The sequence below is a fragment of the Pseudovibrio denitrificans JCM 12308 genome, from assembly GCF_001310815.1.
GTDB lineage: Bacteria > Pseudomonadota > Alphaproteobacteria > Rhizobiales > Stappiaceae > Pseudovibrio > Pseudovibrio denitrificans.
Map to the genome: position 1 here is coordinate 46,547 of NZ_BAZK01000027.1, position 16,607 is coordinate 63,153.

20 protein-coding genes and 2 pseudogenes are annotated in these 16,607 nt (G+C 49.4%); 2 read left to right on the top strand and 20 right to left on the bottom strand.

The genetic code is table 11. The features are described from left to right. Window positions 1–115 precede the first annotated feature (115 nt). From JCM12308_RS32585 to motA, 20 genes and pseudogenes are all read right to left on the bottom strand, one after another. Window positions 116–1,309, bottom strand: coding sequence for a flagellin N-terminal helical domain-containing protein (locus tag JCM12308_RS32585; RefSeq protein WP_054785323.1), 1,194 nt, complete (start codon window positions 1,307–1,309; stop codon window positions 116–118). 240 nt (window positions 1,310–1,549) lie between these two features. After that, window positions 1,550–2,745: pseudogene (locus JCM12308_RS31905) on the bottom strand (flagellin N-terminal helical domain-containing protein). 190 nt (window positions 2,746–2,935) lie between these two features. Then, complete coding sequence (gene fliP, locus JCM12308_RS24155) at window positions 2,936–3,691, bottom strand: flagellar type III secretion system pore protein FliP (RefSeq protein ID WP_008551779.1); 756 nt, start codon at window positions 3,689–3,691, stop codon at window positions 2,936–2,938. Beyond that, window positions 3,691–4,200 (bottom strand): flagellar basal body-associated FliL family protein, encoded by a 510-nt coding sequence (locus JCM12308_RS24160; protein ID WP_054785324.1) that lies wholly within the window; start codon window positions 4,198–4,200, stop codon window positions 3,691–3,693. Before JCM12308_RS24160 ends, fliP begins: the two co-directional genes overlap by 1 nt. 11 nt (window positions 4,201–4,211) lie before the next feature. Continuing rightward, window positions 4,212–4,922 (bottom strand): flagellar basal body L-ring protein FlgH, encoded by a 711-nt coding sequence (gene flgH, locus JCM12308_RS24165; protein ID WP_008551888.1) that lies wholly within the window; start codon window positions 4,920–4,922, stop codon window positions 4,212–4,214. Continuing rightward, window positions 4,919–5,398, bottom strand: coding sequence for a MotE family protein (locus tag JCM12308_RS24170; RefSeq protein ID WP_208608703.1), 480 nt, complete (start codon window positions 5,396–5,398; stop codon window positions 4,919–4,921). The genes flgH and JCM12308_RS24170 overlap by 4 nt, the downstream gene beginning before the upstream one ends. A gap of 150 nt (window positions 5,399–5,548) precedes the next feature. Then, the gene (gene flgI, locus JCM12308_RS24175) at window positions 5,549–6,673 is read right to left on the bottom strand and encodes a flagellar basal body P-ring protein FlgI (protein ID WP_008552046.1); all 1,125 of its coding nucleotides are present in this window, start codon (window positions 6,671–6,673) and stop codon (window positions 5,549–5,551) included. A gap of 4 nt (window positions 6,674–6,677) precedes the next feature. After that, window positions 6,678–7,112 (bottom strand): flagellar basal body P-ring formation chaperone FlgA, encoded by a 435-nt coding sequence (gene flgA, locus JCM12308_RS24180; RefSeq protein WP_208978921.1) that lies wholly within the window; start codon window positions 7,110–7,112, stop codon window positions 6,678–6,680. Between the two features lie 57 nt (window positions 7,113–7,169). Next, window positions 7,170–7,958: a flagellar basal-body rod protein FlgG gene (gene flgG / locus JCM12308_RS24185; protein WP_014285234.1), complete on the bottom strand. Its 789-nt coding sequence runs from the start codon at window positions 7,956–7,958 to the stop codon at window positions 7,170–7,172. A gap of 23 nt (window positions 7,959–7,981) precedes the next feature. Then, window positions 7,982–8,338 (bottom strand): flagellar hook-basal body complex protein FliE, encoded by a 357-nt coding sequence (gene fliE / locus JCM12308_RS24190; protein WP_054785326.1) that lies wholly within the window; start codon window positions 8,336–8,338, stop codon window positions 7,982–7,984. Further along, window positions 8,338–8,754, bottom strand: a complete 417-nt coding sequence (gene flgC / locus JCM12308_RS24195) for a flagellar basal body rod protein FlgC (RefSeq protein WP_054785332.1) — start codon at window positions 8,752–8,754, stop codon at window positions 8,338–8,340. Before flgC ends, fliE begins: the two co-directional genes overlap by 1 nt. An 8-nt stretch (window positions 8,755–8,762) precedes the next feature. Beyond that, a complete protein-coding gene (locus JCM12308_RS31910) occupies window positions 8,763–8,981 on the bottom strand; it encodes a flagellar basal body rod protein (RefSeq protein WP_244272016.1) in 219 nt (72 codons plus the stop codon). Window positions 8,982–9,038: 57 nt separating this feature from the next. Further along, window positions 9,039–9,152, bottom strand: a pseudogene (locus JCM12308_RS31915) (flagellar basal body protein); the annotation flags it as partial. 156 nt (window positions 9,153–9,308) lie between these two features. Then, window positions 9,309–9,758: a BspJ family T4SS effector nucleomodulin gene (locus tag JCM12308_RS24205; protein ID WP_208608704.1), complete on the bottom strand. Its 450-nt coding sequence runs from the start codon at window positions 9,756–9,758 to the stop codon at window positions 9,309–9,311. Between the two features lie 40 nt (window positions 9,759–9,798). Continuing rightward, on the bottom strand, window positions 9,799–10,860 hold the full coding sequence (flhB, locus tag JCM12308_RS24210) for a flagellar biosynthesis protein FlhB (protein ID WP_014285230.1): 1,062 nt from the start codon (window positions 10,858–10,860) through the stop codon (window positions 9,799–9,801). Window positions 10,861–10,915: 55 nt separating this feature from the next. Next, window positions 10,916–11,947, bottom strand: a complete 1,032-nt coding sequence (locus JCM12308_RS24215; RefSeq protein ID WP_008551790.1) for a flagellar motor switch protein FliG — start codon at window positions 11,945–11,947, stop codon at window positions 10,916–10,918. A gap of 50 nt (window positions 11,948–11,997) precedes the next feature. Next, window positions 11,998–12,342: a flagellar motor switch protein FliN gene (gene fliN / locus JCM12308_RS24220; protein ID WP_371256390.1), complete on the bottom strand. Its 345-nt coding sequence runs from the start codon at window positions 12,340–12,342 to the stop codon at window positions 11,998–12,000. Between the two features lie 55 nt (window positions 12,343–12,397). Further along, the gene (locus tag JCM12308_RS24225; protein ID WP_054785327.1) at window positions 12,398–13,066 is read right to left on the bottom strand and encodes a hypothetical protein; all 669 of its coding nucleotides are present in this window, start codon (window positions 13,064–13,066) and stop codon (window positions 12,398–12,400) included. Beyond that, window positions 13,047–14,012 carry a flagellar motor switch protein FliM gene (locus JCM12308_RS24230; protein WP_008551846.1) on the bottom strand — a complete coding sequence of 322 codons (966 nt, stop codon included), beginning with the start codon at window positions 14,010–14,012 and terminating at the stop codon, window positions 13,047–13,049. Before JCM12308_RS24230 ends, JCM12308_RS24225 begins: the two co-directional genes overlap by 20 nt. Beyond that, window positions 14,012–14,896 (bottom strand): flagellar motor stator protein MotA, encoded by an 885-nt coding sequence (gene motA / locus JCM12308_RS24235; RefSeq protein WP_008551824.1) that lies wholly within the window; start codon window positions 14,894–14,896, stop codon window positions 14,012–14,014. The genes JCM12308_RS24230 and motA overlap by 1 nt, the downstream gene beginning before the upstream one ends. Window positions 14,897–15,158: 262 nt before the next feature. Here motA and flgF point away from each other — a divergent pair, with 262 nt between their 5' ends. Together flgF and JCM12308_RS24245 are read left to right on the top strand one after the other, a co-directional pair. Then, entirely contained in the window at window positions 15,159–15,884 is a 726-nt protein-coding gene (flgF, locus tag JCM12308_RS24240; RefSeq protein WP_054785328.1) for a flagellar basal-body rod protein FlgF, read from the top strand. A 187-nt stretch (window positions 15,885–16,071) separates the two neighbouring features. Then, entirely contained in the window at window positions 16,072–16,569 is a 498-nt protein-coding gene (locus tag JCM12308_RS24245) for a hypothetical protein (protein WP_208978922.1), read from the top strand. Window positions 16,570–16,607: the final 38 nt, after the last annotated feature.

Below are 16,607 nucleotides of genomic sequence, written 5' to 3' on the forward strand. Positions count from 1 at the left end.
CTTGCGCTAACCTGACTTATTATAATTTTATCTAAAATTTTATCATAAATAAAAATAAAGGCCCCGGCGACTAACCGGGACCTTAAAGCTTCTAAGGTTCTCAGAGCTTTCCGACTTAACGGAACAGGCTGAGGATGTTCTGAGAAGCGTTGTTTGCGATGGACAGAGCCTGAATACCGAGCTGCTGCTGAGTCTGAAGCGCTTTCAGACGAGTAGACTCTTCGTTCATGTCTGCATCAACAAGCTGACCGATACCACGGTCAATCGCGTCAGACAGATCACTTGCAAACTGCTTCTGCATGTCAACACGTGCCTTAGCAGAACCAAGATCGGTTGCAGCTTCAGTCATAGTCTGAAGTGTAGCATCAACGCGCTCGTAGATAGCGTTGAGGATAGCCTTGTCTGCAACAGAGTCTGTCAAACCACCTACATCAAAGGTAAGGATGCTATCCTCTGCAAGCTCAGTGTACTTGGTCTCAATCGCAGCAGCATCTGCCGCCAGAGCACCGGTACCCGTAATCAAGGCCACAACTGCAGCTCCATCCGCAGGATCTGTTCCTGTAGATTCAGCATGAGCCTTGACCAATGCTTCTATCTCATTAATCTCAAGACCTTCATAAGCTGTAGTACCATCTGTAAACTGGATAGCTAAATCACCACCTGCAGTGGAACCAGTAACAGTGATGTTACCTGCTACAAAGTGCGCAGGATCAACATTGTTACCATCAATATCACCGAACTGCTGAGAGAGGATACCGCTGTTAGCGGCGGCATCAGCGTTGGTATCAACCAGAACAATAGAACTTGTATCTACATCAATGTTCTGAATCTCGACCTGGCCATCAGAAGTACGCGTAAAGGAGCCAACAATCTCTTTGTTGAGGTTGTCAGTGGACTTGTTCTGCTGCAGCCAGTTTTCACCAGAGAAGTTTGCAGAAGAAGCGATGGTCTGCAACTGCTCCTGAAGCTGTTTGATGTCAGCCTGAACCTTGTCTTTATCAACAGTACCATCTTTTGCAGTGGTCAGCTTCGCCTTGATGTCGTCAACAACTTCAACGGCTTTATCCATTGCAGTGAAGGCAACGTCAACAGTTGCAGCACCCAGACCCAGAGCATCCTGAACAGCGCTCAGGGCTTTGTTGTCTGATTTCATGGTTGTTGCGATAGACCAGTAAGCTGCGTTGTCAGACGCATCGCTCACACGCATACCGGTGGAGATACGGTTCTGCGTTTCCGCCATGCTTCCGTTGATACCCTTCAGTGTCTGAAGAGCAACCATTGCGGAGGAGTTAGTCAAAAGAGAAGACATAATATTTGTCCCTTAAAAAGAAGAATTGGGACATTCCGGATCATATTGCCGGGGTTGCAGAATTGCATCATGCACTTTGAATGGTCAAAGCCTGCAACAGAAACAAAGATGACTCACGTAACTTACGCGAAGCTGAATACTTAAGTAAAATATGACATAAAAGTCATTAAACTCACAAAGTAAAAGCCCCGGCGACAAACCGGGGCTTTAAAGCTTCCAGGGTTCTCAGGGATTTCCGACTTAACGGAACAAGCTGAGGATGTTCTGAGAAGCGTTGTTTGCGATAGACAGAGCCTGAATGCCGAGCTGCTGCTGAGTCTGAAGCGCCTTCAGACGAGTAGACTCTTCGTTCATGTCCGCATCAACAAGCTGACCAATACCGCGGTCAATCGCGTCAGACAGATCACTTGCGAACTGCTTCTGCATGTCAACACGTGCCTTAGCAGAGCCAAGATCGGTTGCAGCTTCAGTCATAGTCTGAAGTGTAGCATCAACAGATGCGTAAACTGAGTTCAGAATAGCCTTATCACCAATAGAGTCGGTCAGACCGCCAACATCAAAAGTGAGAATATTGCTTTCAGCCAGCGTATCTACTTTTGCACTAAGGTCGGTAGCAGCAGCACTCAAATCACCAGCAAAAAGCGCCTCAATCGCTGCAGCATCGACTGTAGTAGTAGTGTCACCTTTGTAGTGATCTGCAACCATCGCCTGAAGCGCTTCCGCTTCCAGCCCTGAGTATTGATTGCCCGTTGCGATTGGTCCATCAAAGAAGTTGACTACCAGATCACCGCCGGCAAGAGACCCCGTAACTTGAATGTTAGCCGCCACAAGGTGGGCGAGATCAACATTATCACCATCAAGCCGAACTGCTGAGAGAGGATACCGCTGTTCGCAGCCGCATCAGCATTGGTATCAACCAGAACAATAGAACTTGTATCTACATCAATGTTCTGAATCTCTACCTGGCCATCAGAAGTACGCGTAAAGGAGCCAACAATCTCTTTGTTGAGGTTGTCAGTGGACTTGTTCTGCTGCAGCCAGTTTTCACCAGAGAAGTTTGCAGAAGAAGCGATGGTCTGCAACTGCTCCTGAAGCTGCTTGATGTCAGCCTGAACCTTGTCTTTATCAACAGTACCATCTTTTGCAGTGGTCAGCTTCGCCTTGATGTCGTCAACAACTTCAACGGCTTTATCCATTGCAGTGAAGGCAACATCTACAGTCGCTGCACCCAGACCCAGAGCATCCTGAACAGCACTCAGGGCTTTGTTGTCTGATTTCATGGTTGTTGCGATAGACCAGTAAGCTGCGTTGTCAGACGCATCGCTCACACGCATACCGGTGGAGATACGGTTCTGAGTTTCCGCCATGCTGCCGTTGATACCCTTCAGTGTCTGAAGAGCGACCATTGCGGAGGAGTTAGTCAAAAGAGAAGACATAATATTTGTCCCTTAATAGAAGAATTGGGACATTCCGGATCAAATTGCCGGGGTTACAGAATTGCATCATGCACTTTGAATTATCAAAGCCTGTAACAGAAGCCAACGATGACTCACTTAACTTACGCGAAACTGACTCTTTTATATAAGCAAGAAAAAAGCCCCTCATCGGGGCTTTTTATGCTTAACGCTATGTAAACGACCTTATCAGTCCGCCAGTTAGCAAGTACCATCCGTCGATCAGGACAAAGAACAGCACCTTGAAGGGGAGCGAGATCACCGTCGGTGGGAGCATCATCATGCCCATGGACATGGTTATTGTTGCTACGATCATATCGATGACAACAAAGGGCAAAGCTATTAGGAAGCCTATCTCGAAACCGCGACGGAGTTCGGAGATCATGAAGGCTGGAATGAGGACACGGAGGTCCAACTCTTCTACTGGCGCATCTTTTTCATAGTTGAATGCGCTGACAGCCAAATCATCAAAAAGAACGAGATCTTTCTCGCGGACGTTATCCAACATGAAACGCCGGAAAGGCTTCGTCATTTCCTCGTAGGCAACTTCCTCGGAGATCTCCTCCTTAATGAGCGGCTGGAGGCCGTTCTTCCAGGCGGCATCGAACGTTGGTGCCATGACGTAGAAAGTCATGAACAAGGCCAGCGAGATGAGGATGATGTTTGCTGGTGTCGTTTGAAGACCGATACCAGAGCGCAAGAAAGACAGCGCCACCACGAAACGTGTAAAGCTTGTTACCATGATCAGGATACCTGGCGCCAAAGACAGCACCGTCAGGATCATGACGTATTGGATAATGCGACCGCTTGCAGACGCCTGCCCGGCTGGGAGCAGGTCACTCAGGTTGATTTCTTGCGCGGATGCCGGAGCCACCCAAAACAACGCAAATAAACTCAAAAATCCCGTAAAAAACGCAAGATAACGCATCACTGAATCACCACGGATTCAAGTACGAGTTCCTTCACGAATTTTCCGCCCCGCATTTTAGCGCGTTCGTTGAGATCGTCTCTCAGACGCAGCAATCCACGCGTACCTTCCAGCTGGCGTGGACCTAACGTACGCGCGTAGAGAAGCAGATCTTGCTCTACCTGTTTCACAAGAAGCGAATGGTCCTGTTCCTCGATGCCACGCTGCATAAGAACAACAGATGCTTCGATGCGGATCCAGTTTTTGGAAGAAGAGAGCAAATTGGTCACGATCGGCTTCAGGGAAACGATCTGACTGCTTTCAGTGTATTCCGGATTGATCAGCGCACCACTGTTGGCTTTCTGCTCTTCCAGATACTTGCTGTGAACCTGATCAACCAGCGTTGAACCGATCCCCATACCACCAGCACCTGCAACGACAGTAACAACTGCTGCAGCTATCGCGACACTCACCCAAGAGTTCTCAGAGGTTGGCAACTGCGGCTTTGGCAATTGAGCTTTTATAGCCATCGGAGCCTCCCTTAGAACGGGCTAATGATATCAATAACTTGCTGACCAACGCTCGGCTGCTGCACCTCTGTCATGCGACCTCGGCCACCATAAGAAACGCGCGCTTCAGCGATCTTGTCATACTGAATGGTATTGCGACCTGTAATATCTTCAGGACGAACGATACCCGCAACAGAGAGAACGCGAACTTCATAGTTCACCCGCACTTCCTGCTGGCCAGAGATGATTAGATTTCCATTTCGAAGCACTTTGGTCACAACAGCAGCGATAGAAAGATCAATCTCTTCACTACGATCAATCGCACCTTCACCTTTGCTCGCGGTGGCGCCAGTGCCAGAGATGCTTGCATCCGCTTCGCCAGAATCCACGCCGGCCCAGGAGAATGCTCCCTTCAGGCCAGTTGAGCGCGATGAATCGCGTTTGCGTTCGCTTGAGTTATCAAGCTTCGCTTTATCTTTAATCTTGATTGCAACAGTAAGTACGTCGCCGACCTGCTTTGCACGCGGATCACGGAAGAAGTCTTGTTCTCCATCAGCCCAGAGGCCGTGGTACGCTCGATTGCTACGTCCACTGCTCTTTGCAGGAGTTGCCGGAAGGCTTGCAACACTTGGCTGGAGCCCCTGCCCTAACGGGGTCAGATGCGGCTCCTTGCCGACGTTCTTCATGGCATTACAGCCAGTGAGCGTAATTGCGGCGAGAATGCATACCAAGGTGCGCTTCACTGTGAAACTCCCATATTCAGTTTGCCGGCTTTACGAGCTGTAAGTTCTGCCATCATGTCAGTCAGGTAAGCTGCACGCTCAGAAGATAGTTCAGCGAGAACTGAACTAGCCTTACGTGCTTTCATCTGAAGAAGAATAGAAACAGCAGTCTCATCATCCAGAGACGTCAGCTGCAGCGCAGCTGCGTCAGGACGCATGTTTGCGTAAATATCAACGACATGCCCTTCAGCTCTCTGCAGGATTTCATCCCGGCGCTGCACCCAACTGCGGAGCTCGGCTATTTTTGCATCAAGCTCAGTGATTTTGGCTTTCATCTGATGTTCAACATCAAAGAGCGCCCGCATCTGCCATGCAATCCGAGCATCCTTTGCCTGATCAGCGATTGCTTCACAGTAGTTCTTCGCTTGCTCAATTGCTGCGCTCAGATCTTCTGTTTCAGCTTCAGCTGTTTGAGCGCTTGCAGAGGCAAGTGACATGCACAAACCAAGAGACACCGCTGCACACTTAAGGGGAAAGAACGTCTTCTTAGAGAGCTTTAAGAGAGGCATTACAACTCAGTTCCAATAGGTTTAGCGGTACATTGAAGCCACAAGCTTGCCCGTGGCTTATCCAATTGCCGTGCGGTCTTACTTGACCACGAGAGTTGCCTGCAGAGCTCCTGCCTGCTTGATCGCCTGAAGAATTGCGATGATGCCACTTGGCTTCAGACCGATACGATTCAAACCACGCACCAAAGTCTGCAAGTCGGTACCACCAATCAGCTGCAACTGACCATCTTCCTGCTGAATATCGATGTCCGTGCGCGGTACAACAGTGGTTTCACCCTGCTGAGCAAACGGATTAGGCTGAGAGACTTCCGGACGCTCAGAAACACGAACAGTCAGATTGCCATGCGTAACTGCAACTGTTGAAATCCGGACGTTCTGACCAATAACAACGGTACCTGTACGTTCATCGACAACAACACGAGCGGGCGTATCAGGCTGAACCATCAGGCCTTCGATCTGAGAAATAAATCGCACTGAACTAATGCCAGCCGGGCGTTGCACCTGGACAGATCTGTAATCAAGCTCACTTGCGAGCTTCAGGCCATAGCGGTTCAGAGAAAACGCATTGATTGCATCAGTCACGCGTACAGCAGTTTTGAAGTCTGGATTTTTAAGCTCCAGAACCAACTGCGGCATAGAAGAGAAATAGTCAGGCAGCGTCTTCTCAATGAGAGCACCGTTAGGTACGTTACCAGCAGTCGGCACGCCCTGCGTCAGACTACCTGCATCACCTTCAGCAGAAAAACCGGAAACTGACACGGAGCCTTGTGCTACGGCATACACATTTCCATCAGCACCCATCAAAGGTGTCACGAGCAATGTGCCGCCTTGAAGCGACTTCGCATCTCCCAAGGAACCAACAGAAACGTCGATCCGCGCACCATTGCCGATGAATGGTGGCAGCTCGGCTGTTACGACAACTGCTGCTACATTTCGAGAACTCAAGTTCGCCTCACGAACATTCACGCCCATACGCTCCAACATGGATTGCAGGGATTGCTCAGTGAAAGGAGAGTTACGCATGGTATCGCCAGAGCCGTTCAGGCCGATCACAATACCATAGCCAACAAGCTGATTTGAACGCATGCCGCGCAGGTCAGCTATATCCTTGATACGAACGAGCGCAGATGCGCTATCAAATGACAAAAACAATGCAAGAAAAGCAAGGTACATTGCCCCCAGAGAACGGCTCACAGAACGCACGATTTTATTCTCCTTCAGCCAGCAAAGATCCGTCTTCCTGCACTTTGCCCAAAACACTTAAACCAGTATCAGGGTTACGTGCCCTGATGTTTGCACCAATTGCCCCGGATTCCTGCGCCTCAACAATGGCGCGAATCTCTAGCCCCTCTTCCTTAAACACAAGCAGAACTGAAGAACCGCGTTTCACAACAACCGGATCCTGAACTGCGTTTTTTGGGATAGGCTTTCCAGGGAAAAGAGTACGTCGCGCCTCCAGACCAACTACGTCTTGTATCCGATTGACAATCGAAAGCTGCGCAACAGACTTTTTGAAGAACCCGTGCTCACGAAGCATTCCTTCTTCGATCTTATCGCCCGGGTAGATCATCATGGCCGGCACTGGAAGCTTTACAACTTCGCGCCGACTTGCTGCTGATGCCGCTGTAACTAGCAGCGGCACGCAGCATAATAGCAATGCCAGTTTAGGGAGGCGCTTTGAGGCAATCATGCTCAGGCCCTAGCGAATGCCCTTGGATACGGTTCCAGCCATATCATCGGCAGCCTGAATAACTTTGGAGTTCATCTCATAGCCGCGCTGTGCGCTGATCAGGCTGGTGATCTCCTTCACCGGATCAACGTTTGCACCTTCAAGGTAACCCTGACGGATTACGCCAAGAGGCCCCTCACCTGCGATGCCGGTATTTGGCGCACCAGAGGCTTCAGTTTCACGGAACAGATTGCCGCCGATTGCTTTCAAACCAGCATCATTCACAAAACTTGTCAGGCTCAGCTGACCAATATTTGTTGCTGGATTACCATCAGCGTAAGTTGCGAAAACTTCGCCACTTTCATTGACAGTCACCTTAACAGCTTCAATCGGAACCGTAATACCAGGCTGGACTTCGTAACCATCGAGCGTGACAAGAGCACCCTCACCATTCACGTTAAAAGCACCTGCACGAGTGAAAAGCGCCTCTCCATCAGGACCTGTAATCTCAAACCAACCCTGACCGTCAATCGCAAGATCGAAAGCGTTATTGGTTTGCTGTAGAGCACCTTGTGCATGCAACTTACGGACAGCTGCAGTCTTCACACCCAAGCCCTGCTGAATGCCTTCTGGAACTGGAGCTGCGCCGCCGCGATTAGAAACACCAGCTGCACGATCCATTTGATAAAGAAGATCAGAAAATTCTGCACGGGATGCTTTAAATGCAGTCGTGTTCATGTTTGCGATGTTATTGGAAATAACTTCGAGGTTTTTCTGCTGAGCAGACATACCCGTCGCAGCAATAGCAAGAGCTTTCATGAGTAAAACCTTTTCTCAAACAATCAGATGCTCATACGAGAGAATTCTTGATAGGCCTCAACAACCTTGTCACGCACAGCAACTGCACTCTTCAAGGAAAGCTCTGCCTTCATTACGGCCTCAACCACTTTTTGAGCGGAAACTTCGCCCCGCACTGCCGCAACAGAAGTTGCTTCAGCGGTTTTCAGGTCGCCTGCGGTTTCACGAACCACTTCCGCCATTGTATCGGCAAAACTACCCTGAACGCCTTGTGTCGCCTGAGTGTCCTGAGGACCACCAACCAGGTATTGACGGGTGCGAGCAGTAGAAGAAACGTCATTTACACCACTGGTAAACGTCGATACGCGAGATACTGTGCTCAACGCCGAAAGATCCGCCATTACCTACTCCTCAGCAAATCAATTGTACGAGTAATCATTTCTCTGGATTTCACCATCATCTGCAGACCGGCCTCATAAGAACGGGAGGCTTCACGCATGTCTGCAAGCTCAATCAGAGTATTAACGTTTGGATATTTTACGTTGCCGTTTTCATCAGCAGCTGGATGCGACGGATCAAACTCAACACGGTAATCACCTTTGTCTGAGCCGATATTTTTTACAGCAACAAGATTAGCTCCAAGCGCACGATCTACTTCACTTTTAAAAGTGATGGTCTTGCGCTGGTATGGGTTTGCACCAGGCGTATCGCCAGTCGACTGAACGTTCGCCAAGTTCTCAGAAACAATGCGCATACGTTGCGACTGAACCCTCAAACCCGAGGAGGAAATTTTCAGAGACGCTACAAGTGGATCAATCATAAAACTTATCTCCCTAAGCTGGACTTCATCAAACCGTAGAAGGACCCAACCAATTGGGTGTTAAGCGAGTGCTGCCTAGCGACCTCACCTGACTTAATCAGCTCTTGCTCAAGGGAAACGGAGTTATCGGAAACGGTGACCTGCCACGCTTCACCATCATTCACGCGAACACGACGAGAGTTCGTTCCATCTTCGCTAATATGACCGGCTTGCGTTGCAGCCATCTGCATACTGGTTTTGCCCAGGACGTCCTTAAAAGGCTCGACATCCCTACTCGCAAAACCAGGAGTATCAACGTTCGCGATATTTTCGGAAATTGTTGACTGACGAACTGACAGCCAAGAATTTTGCCGCGAGACCAAACTAAAAAGATATACGGGCTCCAAAAATTCCACTCCACTACAAAAACTACTCAAAGTGGATAGCAGTGCAATCTTGTCCGTAGCTGGTGGAATCAATATTTCCGAGAAAAGCGAAAAAGATATACTTAGTTAGTCAAGTATTATCTTTTTATCTTAAAATTTTAACTTAATGAAATGTAAAAATTATATTTAGGAGTTTAAGCGCGCATTTGAAAGCGCAGTTTCCAGCCGTTTTGTGTTCTCCTGCGGATCATCGGAAGGCTGATCAAAGGCGATAAATTTCACATCGACAGCTGAATTTAATGCCAACAAGAACAGGTGGAACATAACGCTCACACCCTCATTGGTGAACTTCATATGCAGACAAACCGTCACGTCCCCGTTCCAGTTCAAATCAATCGAGGAGGTCCCCGCATACATCAATGTTTCTGGCTTGAAATAAAGCTCAGTTGAGGACTCCAGCAAATCAGTGAGATTTGCAGATTCATTGGAAAGGATATGACGAGCAAGTGACGACAAATCACAAAGTCGCAGCTCGGCGGCGATCGGCTTCATCGCGTTTGCAATTAAGGCTTCCCGCAGGACATCTTCAGACTTTGCTGGCAAGTCATCATTCTTCAAAGTGGTCTTAATCGACAAAATTACCCTCGCAAGGCGAAAATGCGCTTCACCTAAGTGTTTAGCGCTTTAAATAAACATATGAAATAATTTCTGCTACCGCGCGATAATATTCTTCTGGAATACTCTGATCTATCTCTACGGCGGCATACAGTGAACGTGCCAATTGTCGATCCTCAACAACCGGAACATCATGAATATAGGCAAGCTCCTTGATTTTCAGGGCGATAATATCCTGCCCTTTTGCAACGACCCGCGGAGCCTGGTCACCATCACGCTCGTAATACAGCGCAACGGCAAAATGGGTCGGGTTCGCAACAACGACTGTCGCATCCTGCACGGATGACATCATACGCTTACGCGCTCTGTCACGTGCCAGAGAACGCAAGCGAGCTTTGATCAGCGGATCACCTTCCGCCTGCTTAAATTCATCCTTGAGCTCCTGATGCGACATACGCAGGTTCTTACGCCACTGGAAGCGAGCGAGAACCAAATCGAAGCCAACCAGGAAAATGGTGGCTACACAGATACCGGAGAGCAACGTCATCGCCACAGACAAAATAAGCTGTGGCAGTTGAGTTGGGTCACTGTACATGGACGTTAGCGCGACTGCTTGCTGCGATTTCAATACCAATGCAGCAACAACGATGACTGTCACCAGCTTAAAGAGAGACTTCACGAACTCCATAGCGCCATTGACGCTGAAGAGCCTGCCAAATCCCTTCTTCAAAGAGATTTTGCTTAGCTTCGGCTCAATACGATCAAGCACAAGTCGTGGCGTGTTCTGCATAAAAGATGAAGCCAAGCCAAAGAAAATTAGAAGGGCCACAATTGGACCAAGAAACCAGACCAATTCAAACGCCACAGCAGACATCAATTGAAGAGGCTCCGCCGCGCTGACAAAACTGATCTCACCAGGGTTATCGAGAAACCACTTCAGAAACTGAACAAGCCCTTGCGCTTTATCGACAGCAATGAAGGATAGGATCAGCAGAAGACCCAACATGGAAGCAAGGACAGAGGCTTCCTTGGAGACAGGGATATTACCTTTCTCCAAGGCATCACGGACCTTTTTCTCCGTGGGTTCCTGGGTCTTGCTATCGGGATCCTGATCTTCAGACATGAAACCTGCCGCATCTCAAGGTGGTCTGACAAACTTAAAAAGTCATGCCGAAGCTTTAGACGTAGACTTCCTCTCCACGTCCGATCTCAAGATCGATCTCACCCGCATTGGCTTTTTCCAGAGCAAGGTCGGTGATCGCTCTACGCGCGTCCATAACTTCGCGCTGTGTCATAGGCTCACCGGAAGCCAGATCGTTCTCAACGATACGGCGTGCACGGGAGGCCATACTTGCAAGGATAGCCTGACGGAACTCCGGATTGGTGCCTTTAAGAGCTGCCGTGATAACTTCACTGGTAACATCATCAAAGATGGCAGTTCTGGTACGCAGATCCAGATTTTGGATATCGTCGAAGGTGAAGAGCAGTGCATCGAGCTGTTCTGCGGATTTTGGCAGAGCCTCTCGCAGATTGCCCAATGTATCTTCAAGATCGTCACGCTCCATCTTATTGAGGATGTCAGCCATACGAACGTGAGCATCTGTACCCACGGTTCTCGCGAAGTTCACCATGAAGTCCTCGTGCAGCGTCTTCTGCACCTCCTCCATGACATCTTCCACGATTGGCTTCAGTGTCAACATACGACGAACGATCTGATTACGCTTTCTGCGTGGGATCTGGGAAATCACACGCGCTGCGCCGCTGGCAGAGATTTTTGACAGAATAACTGCTGCCGTTTGTGGATGCTCTTTCTGAAGATAAGTAGAAAGAACATGTTCCGAGATTTGTGAGACTTTGTCCCAAATCGAACGCTTGGAATACCCCATAACGTCCGACATAATTTCTGCGACCTGGTCTTCTGGCAAAATGCCTTTCAGAAGGCTTTCCGCACCCTCTGCTGTGCCGAACAGGTTGACCCCGCCTGAGAACAACTCAATGAATTCTTCAATCAACTCATCGAGTTCGCTGGCAGGAACTGTGCCCAGATCAGCTGCAGCCCGGATGATCATCCGCATTTCATCATTATCGAAATGCTTCAGAACACGAGTTGCCTTGTCACTTCCCATAGCCAACAGCAAAGCTGCTGCTTTCTGATGGCCATTCTTTTTGGAAATGACGCTTCCCATTTCAGCTGGAACAACACTGTTCATTCTCTACGCGCCTCGGATACACATATAAATCAAGCACAGCTCAGGTGAGATTAGGCGTAGTTGCCTTTTGCACCTACGATCTCGGTCAGCGATACACCAAATCGGGAGTTGTCATCTTCAACAACTACGATCTCGCCACGCGCCACGGTACGACCATTCACGACGATATCGACCGGTTCACCAACACGGTGATCAAGCGGGATTACCGCACCACGACCCAGCTTCAGCAAACTAGCCACTGGCATGGTCGCAGAGCCGAGAACCACCTGCATATCGACTGGAATACCGAGAACTGCATCTAGGTTACGATCAACGTTTTCATCGCTGACGCCCTTCTCTGGCGCAGATGCCGCAGGCTGGGCTGATGCAGCCGGAGCTGCCATATCCATGTCCATCTCGGCCTCAGAAGCAGCTGCTTCCCACTGCAGTGCGAGGGCTTCATCACTCATTTCATTTGAGCTGCTCATTGCGGATCATTCTCCTTCTCAGACTTTCGTCGTCCTTTACATTTACAGATCGGAATGTGGCGCTCTGGCCGAAAGAAACTTTTCTTACTCTGACGTTCTGATTATCAATTGCCGACACCGCAGTATTTTCAGCCTTCTCTTCCGCTGCAGGCTTACCTAACCCACCAGCAAGAAGCAGAGCTGCCGCATTTGAGGACGCGCTTGAAACCGGCTTTTGCTTCTGCTTAGCGCGCGTGGCAGCTGGCTTTGCAGTGCGACCAGACCTACGCCCTCTGTCTCCACCTGGACGCGGTGGTGCATCATCCATACTGATACCGACTTCGTCACTCTTCTTGCTCAGCCACTCAATGTGCTCCTGAAGCGCCTTCATTTCAGTTTGCGCCTGAAGGATCACACCCGAGATATCGACGGTCGCCTCGCGCGCCTCGTCGATACGCTGACCGAGATTGCTTAGGATCTCTTCTCCACGAACGCGGATTTCCTGCAAAGACAGACCGATGTTATCCATCGCCTCTGAGGTCTGATCAAAAATCCGCTGATACTCTTCGTGATAACTCGAAAGTCTTTTCAGCTGTCGGTACATCACAACGACACGCCAAGTGGTGATCAAAAGAGCAAAAAGTAAAAATCCATCAATTAGATAAGATATCATCGAGAAGTTCCCCTTCCTGCTCGATCAACTCTTCAACGCGCACAGTGTAAGAACCTGCAACTTGCCCAAGGCGACAGTTAAACAATGGCTGACTATTACATTCGAGCTGAACGGCAGTTTTCGGCGTAGCATTAAGCTCAAGAACAAGTCCGACCTCGAACTGCGCAACCTCTTCCAGCGTCATACGCTGTTCCTCGAGGATCGCAGTGAGCTTGACTTCAGTCCGCTGCACTTCCTGCTGGAACTGCTTGGTCCAGCGCGTATCTCGACCAGCTACTTCACCTGAAAGAACCTGCGTCAGATTTTCACGAAGCGGATTAAGGACTGACTGCGGAATAATAATGAAGATTTCGCCTTCACGACCAATGATCTCAGCCGTCATTTTAGCCAGTACGCAAGGATTACTCTTACGACCTGTCTGCGCAAACTCCATACGATTTTCGAGGCGCTCGACTTTCAAAGACGTATCCGCGATTGCCTCGAAAGCTGTCTCAAGCGCAGTCGCTGCTTCTTCAAACATGCGATAGGCGAGACGCTGCTCCACGTTAGTTAGAGAGCGATCTTCAAGAAACGGCTCCTCCTCCCCATCTCCGCCGAGCAGGACCTCAACCATGGAGAAGATAAAGGTGCGATCAAAGCCAAGCAGAATGCGCGCATCCCATTCTTGAGCATGAAGAACGGCAACTACCGCACGATCTTCGTATTGCTCAAGTGCATCTCCAATTCGCTCATTTGAAACAGACTGAACAGCTAGGTAAGGAGCGGTTGCCGCCATTTGGCGAAGCGTATCGATGTACTGTCGCGCCATACGGTCGAAGACCACATGAAGCATTGGAAGACGATCGACACCCAAGCCTGCTGCATCCAGCAGACGGGAAGGCAAATCAACTTTGGCGTTTTGAGGGCTAATAACCTCATCACCTACATCCAGATCTTGCGGCTCCATCAACCTTCACTCCCAGCTGCGGACGTCACAGGACCAGCATTCATAGTTTCAGCTTCAACTTCATCAATTGTCGGACGATCATCTGCACCGATTGTCTTACGACCATGCTCAAGTGCAATCTGAGGTGCCGCACCATTCATGAATGCGAGAAGCGTCTGCTTAACCTCAATGTAAAGACGGTAGCGCTGCTCACGGATTGATTTGATCTTCACCGCGATCGGACTAACGATGCCGTAGGAAAGAAAGATACCCAGGAACGTACCAACCAGAGCCGCACCAATCAGACTACCAAGAATCTCCGGCTCCTGATCAATAGCCCCCATCGCCTTCACGATACCCAGCACTGCCGCAACAATACCGAGCGCAGGAAGAGTTTCAGCAGCAATACTGAGCGCCTGGTAAGGCTTCATCTCTTCACGACCAAGAGTATGCAACTCTTCATCCATCAGAGCCTCGATCTCATGCGGACGCACGTTACCAATGATAATGAGACGGAAGTAATCGCAAATAAAGCTTGTCAGAGAGACATTAGCAAGAACCCGCGGAAAACGCTGAAACAACTCAGATTCCGCGGGATTATCAATGATTTGCTCAACATCATTACGACCCTTTGCACGAAGGGTTCGCATAAGCCCGTAAAGCACACTCAGCGTATCGAGATGATCACGCTTTTTCGGCTTTGCATTCATCAAAGCCTCATGAATACCGCGGCCGGTATCCTTAATCGTCTTAAAGGTATTAGCTACCACAAAGGTACCGAAGGCAGCTCCACCAACAATCAGCAGCTCAAAAGGTTGCCAAAGCACCTTCATATAGCCACCCATAGCAACATAACCACCAATTATTGATCCAATAACGATCACGAGGCCAACTAGAATATTCAATTTGCGCTCCACACACTTACCGGACAAGCACTTTTCTTAGTTTGTGGTAGCGAGGCTTACTTGTCCGAAGCTGGCGTACAGAAAAACAAACCAGCGCAATCCGTCATACAGCCTCAGACAAGCCATCTGACGCATTCTCTACGCGTATTTGAGTGCAGATAGGTTTGCTTTGATCGCCTCTGTACATGCTTTATGCATAGCAGCAGCGATCCAAGCTTGCAGAATTCTGCGGATTTTATCGTTTGGATCTGGAGACTTAACTATGGTCGTCCCTTCTCTTTATGTTTCCCTTTCCGGCCAGATGGCCCTTGAGCGGAGGCTGGAAACTGTTGCACGTAATGTGGCCAACATGGAAACTGCGGGATATCGGGCGGACGAAGTTAAGTTCGACAGCCTCGTTAAACGCCCAGGCAAAGATCCTGTTACCTTCGCTTCTACTGGTGAGAATTACATCTCCAGACAGGCTGGTGCCATTAAGCAGACAGGAAACTCTCTAGATGTTGCAATCGAAGGATCTGGCTGGCTCGGCATTCAGACAGGCAATGGCGTAGCATATACCCGCGATGGTCGCCTCCAGATTGGTGTAGATGGCATCCTGCGCAGCATTGAGGGTAATCCAGTTCTTGATAGCGGCAATGCACCCATTATCCTTGATCCACTGGGCGGCCCACCAGAGATCTCCAAGGATGGAACGATCTATCAGGAAGGCCGCCAGGTCGGTGTTCTTGGCCTCTTCTCCATACCAGAAGATGCAAAACTGAGCCGAACCGGTAACTCTGGCGTTATCCCAGATGCGATAGCAGAACCTGTTCTGGACTTTGCTGAGAACGGATTTGCTCAGGGTTTTGTGGAAGGCGCTAACATCAACCCTATCTCCGAGATCACAAAGCTCATCACCATCACACGTGCATTTGAAAGCACTAACTCGATGATGCAGAGCGTTGAAAGCATCCGGCAGCAGACTATTCGTAAGCTGGGAGAAGGCTAATGGCGGTTAATCCAGTACAATCAATCAATGGCACGACCGGCGAAGATCGAACCAACACGGCTAAAGTCACTCAGAAATCTTCTTCTGAGCCTTTAGCCTTGGAGAGCTACTGGATATCATCAATCCCCTGCAGCATATTCCGGGCGTTAACACGCTTTATCGGGAGATCACCGGTGATGAAGCGTCTGTGCGCTCACGCGTCGCGGGCAGCTCTCTTTATGGCATGATTGCTGGCCCGCTGGGTATGGCTGGTCTTGTTGCTGGCAACATCGCTGAAATGAAGATCACTGGTGTACTGGATGCCGAAAACGCTAAGACAGAAAAAGCCACAGCTTTGAATGTCATTGAGCAGAAGATCAGTACTCCTCCACCTATGCCACAACCTGCACCGGACATGACCTCTTCTTTGCAGCGGGGAACACCTATTCTTCCGGTTCAGTCTAAAGAAATCCCGCCACTGTTCGGCGATATCGCATCGGCTGAAGCAATTTCTATGGGAAGCGAAGATAAACTGATTGAAGCGCTTGCCGGCAAATCAGAGGTGGATGAAGCCTCTGAGGATCCAAGTGTCTCTTCAACACTCCCGACTGTAGAGAAGCTTTCTCAGGACGCTCGAAATTTGCTCCCTGAAGATCTGCTCAAGCAGTTGCAGGAACGACATCGCAATACGATTGCACACAGCTAACACTTCAAATACGGTTGTTTATGACCGCCCTTGACTGC

Excerpts from the sequence above, each read along its gene's own strand:
- JCM12308_RS32585 (WP_054785323.1), bottom strand. The coding sequence starts at position 1,309 with ATGTCTTCTCTTTTGACTAACTCCTCCGCAATGGTTGCTCTTCAGACA.
- fliP (WP_008551779.1), bottom strand. The coding sequence starts at position 3,691 with ATGCGTTATCTTGCGTTTTTTACGGGATTTTTGAGTTTATTTGCGTTG.
- JCM12308_RS24160 (WP_054785324.1), bottom strand. The coding sequence starts at position 4,200 with ATGGCTATAAAAGCTCAATTGCCAAAGCCGCAGTTGCCAACCTCTGAG.
- JCM12308_RS24170 (WP_208608703.1), bottom strand. The coding sequence starts at position 5,398 with ATGTCACTTGCCTCTGCAAGCGCTCAAACAGCTGAAGCTGAAACAGAA.
- flgG (WP_014285234.1), bottom strand. The coding sequence starts at position 7,958 with ATGAAAGCTCTTGCTATTGCTGCGACGGGTATGTCTGCTCAGCAGAAA.
- fliE (WP_054785326.1), bottom strand. The coding sequence starts at position 8,338 with ATGGCGGATCTTTCGGCGTTGAGCACAGTATCTCGCGTATCGACGTTT.
- JCM12308_RS31910 (WP_244272016.1), bottom strand. The coding sequence starts at position 8,981 with ATGGCTGCAACGCAAGCCGGTCATATTAGCGAAGATGGAACGAACTCT.
- flhB (WP_014285230.1), bottom strand. The coding sequence starts at position 10,860 with ATGTCTGAAGATCAGGATCCCGATAGCAAGACCCAGGAACCCACGGAG.
- JCM12308_RS24215 (WP_008551790.1), bottom strand. The coding sequence starts at position 11,947 with ATGAACAGTGTTGTTCCAGCTGAAATGGGAAGCGTCATTTCCAAAAAG.
- fliN (WP_371256390.1), bottom strand. The coding sequence starts at position 12,342 with ATGGACATGGATATGGCAGCTCCGGCTGCATCAGCCCAGCCTGCGGCA.
- JCM12308_RS24225 (WP_054785327.1), bottom strand. The coding sequence starts at position 13,066 with ATGATATCTTATCTAATTGATGGATTTTTACTTTTTGCTCTTTTGATC.
- JCM12308_RS24230 (WP_008551846.1), bottom strand. The coding sequence starts at position 14,012 with ATGGAGCCGCAAGATCTGGATGTAGGTGATGAGGTTATTAGCCCTCAA.
- flgF (WP_054785328.1), top strand. The coding sequence starts at position 15,159 with ATGGTCGTCCCTTCTCTTTATGTTTCCCTTTCCGGCCAGATGGCCCTT.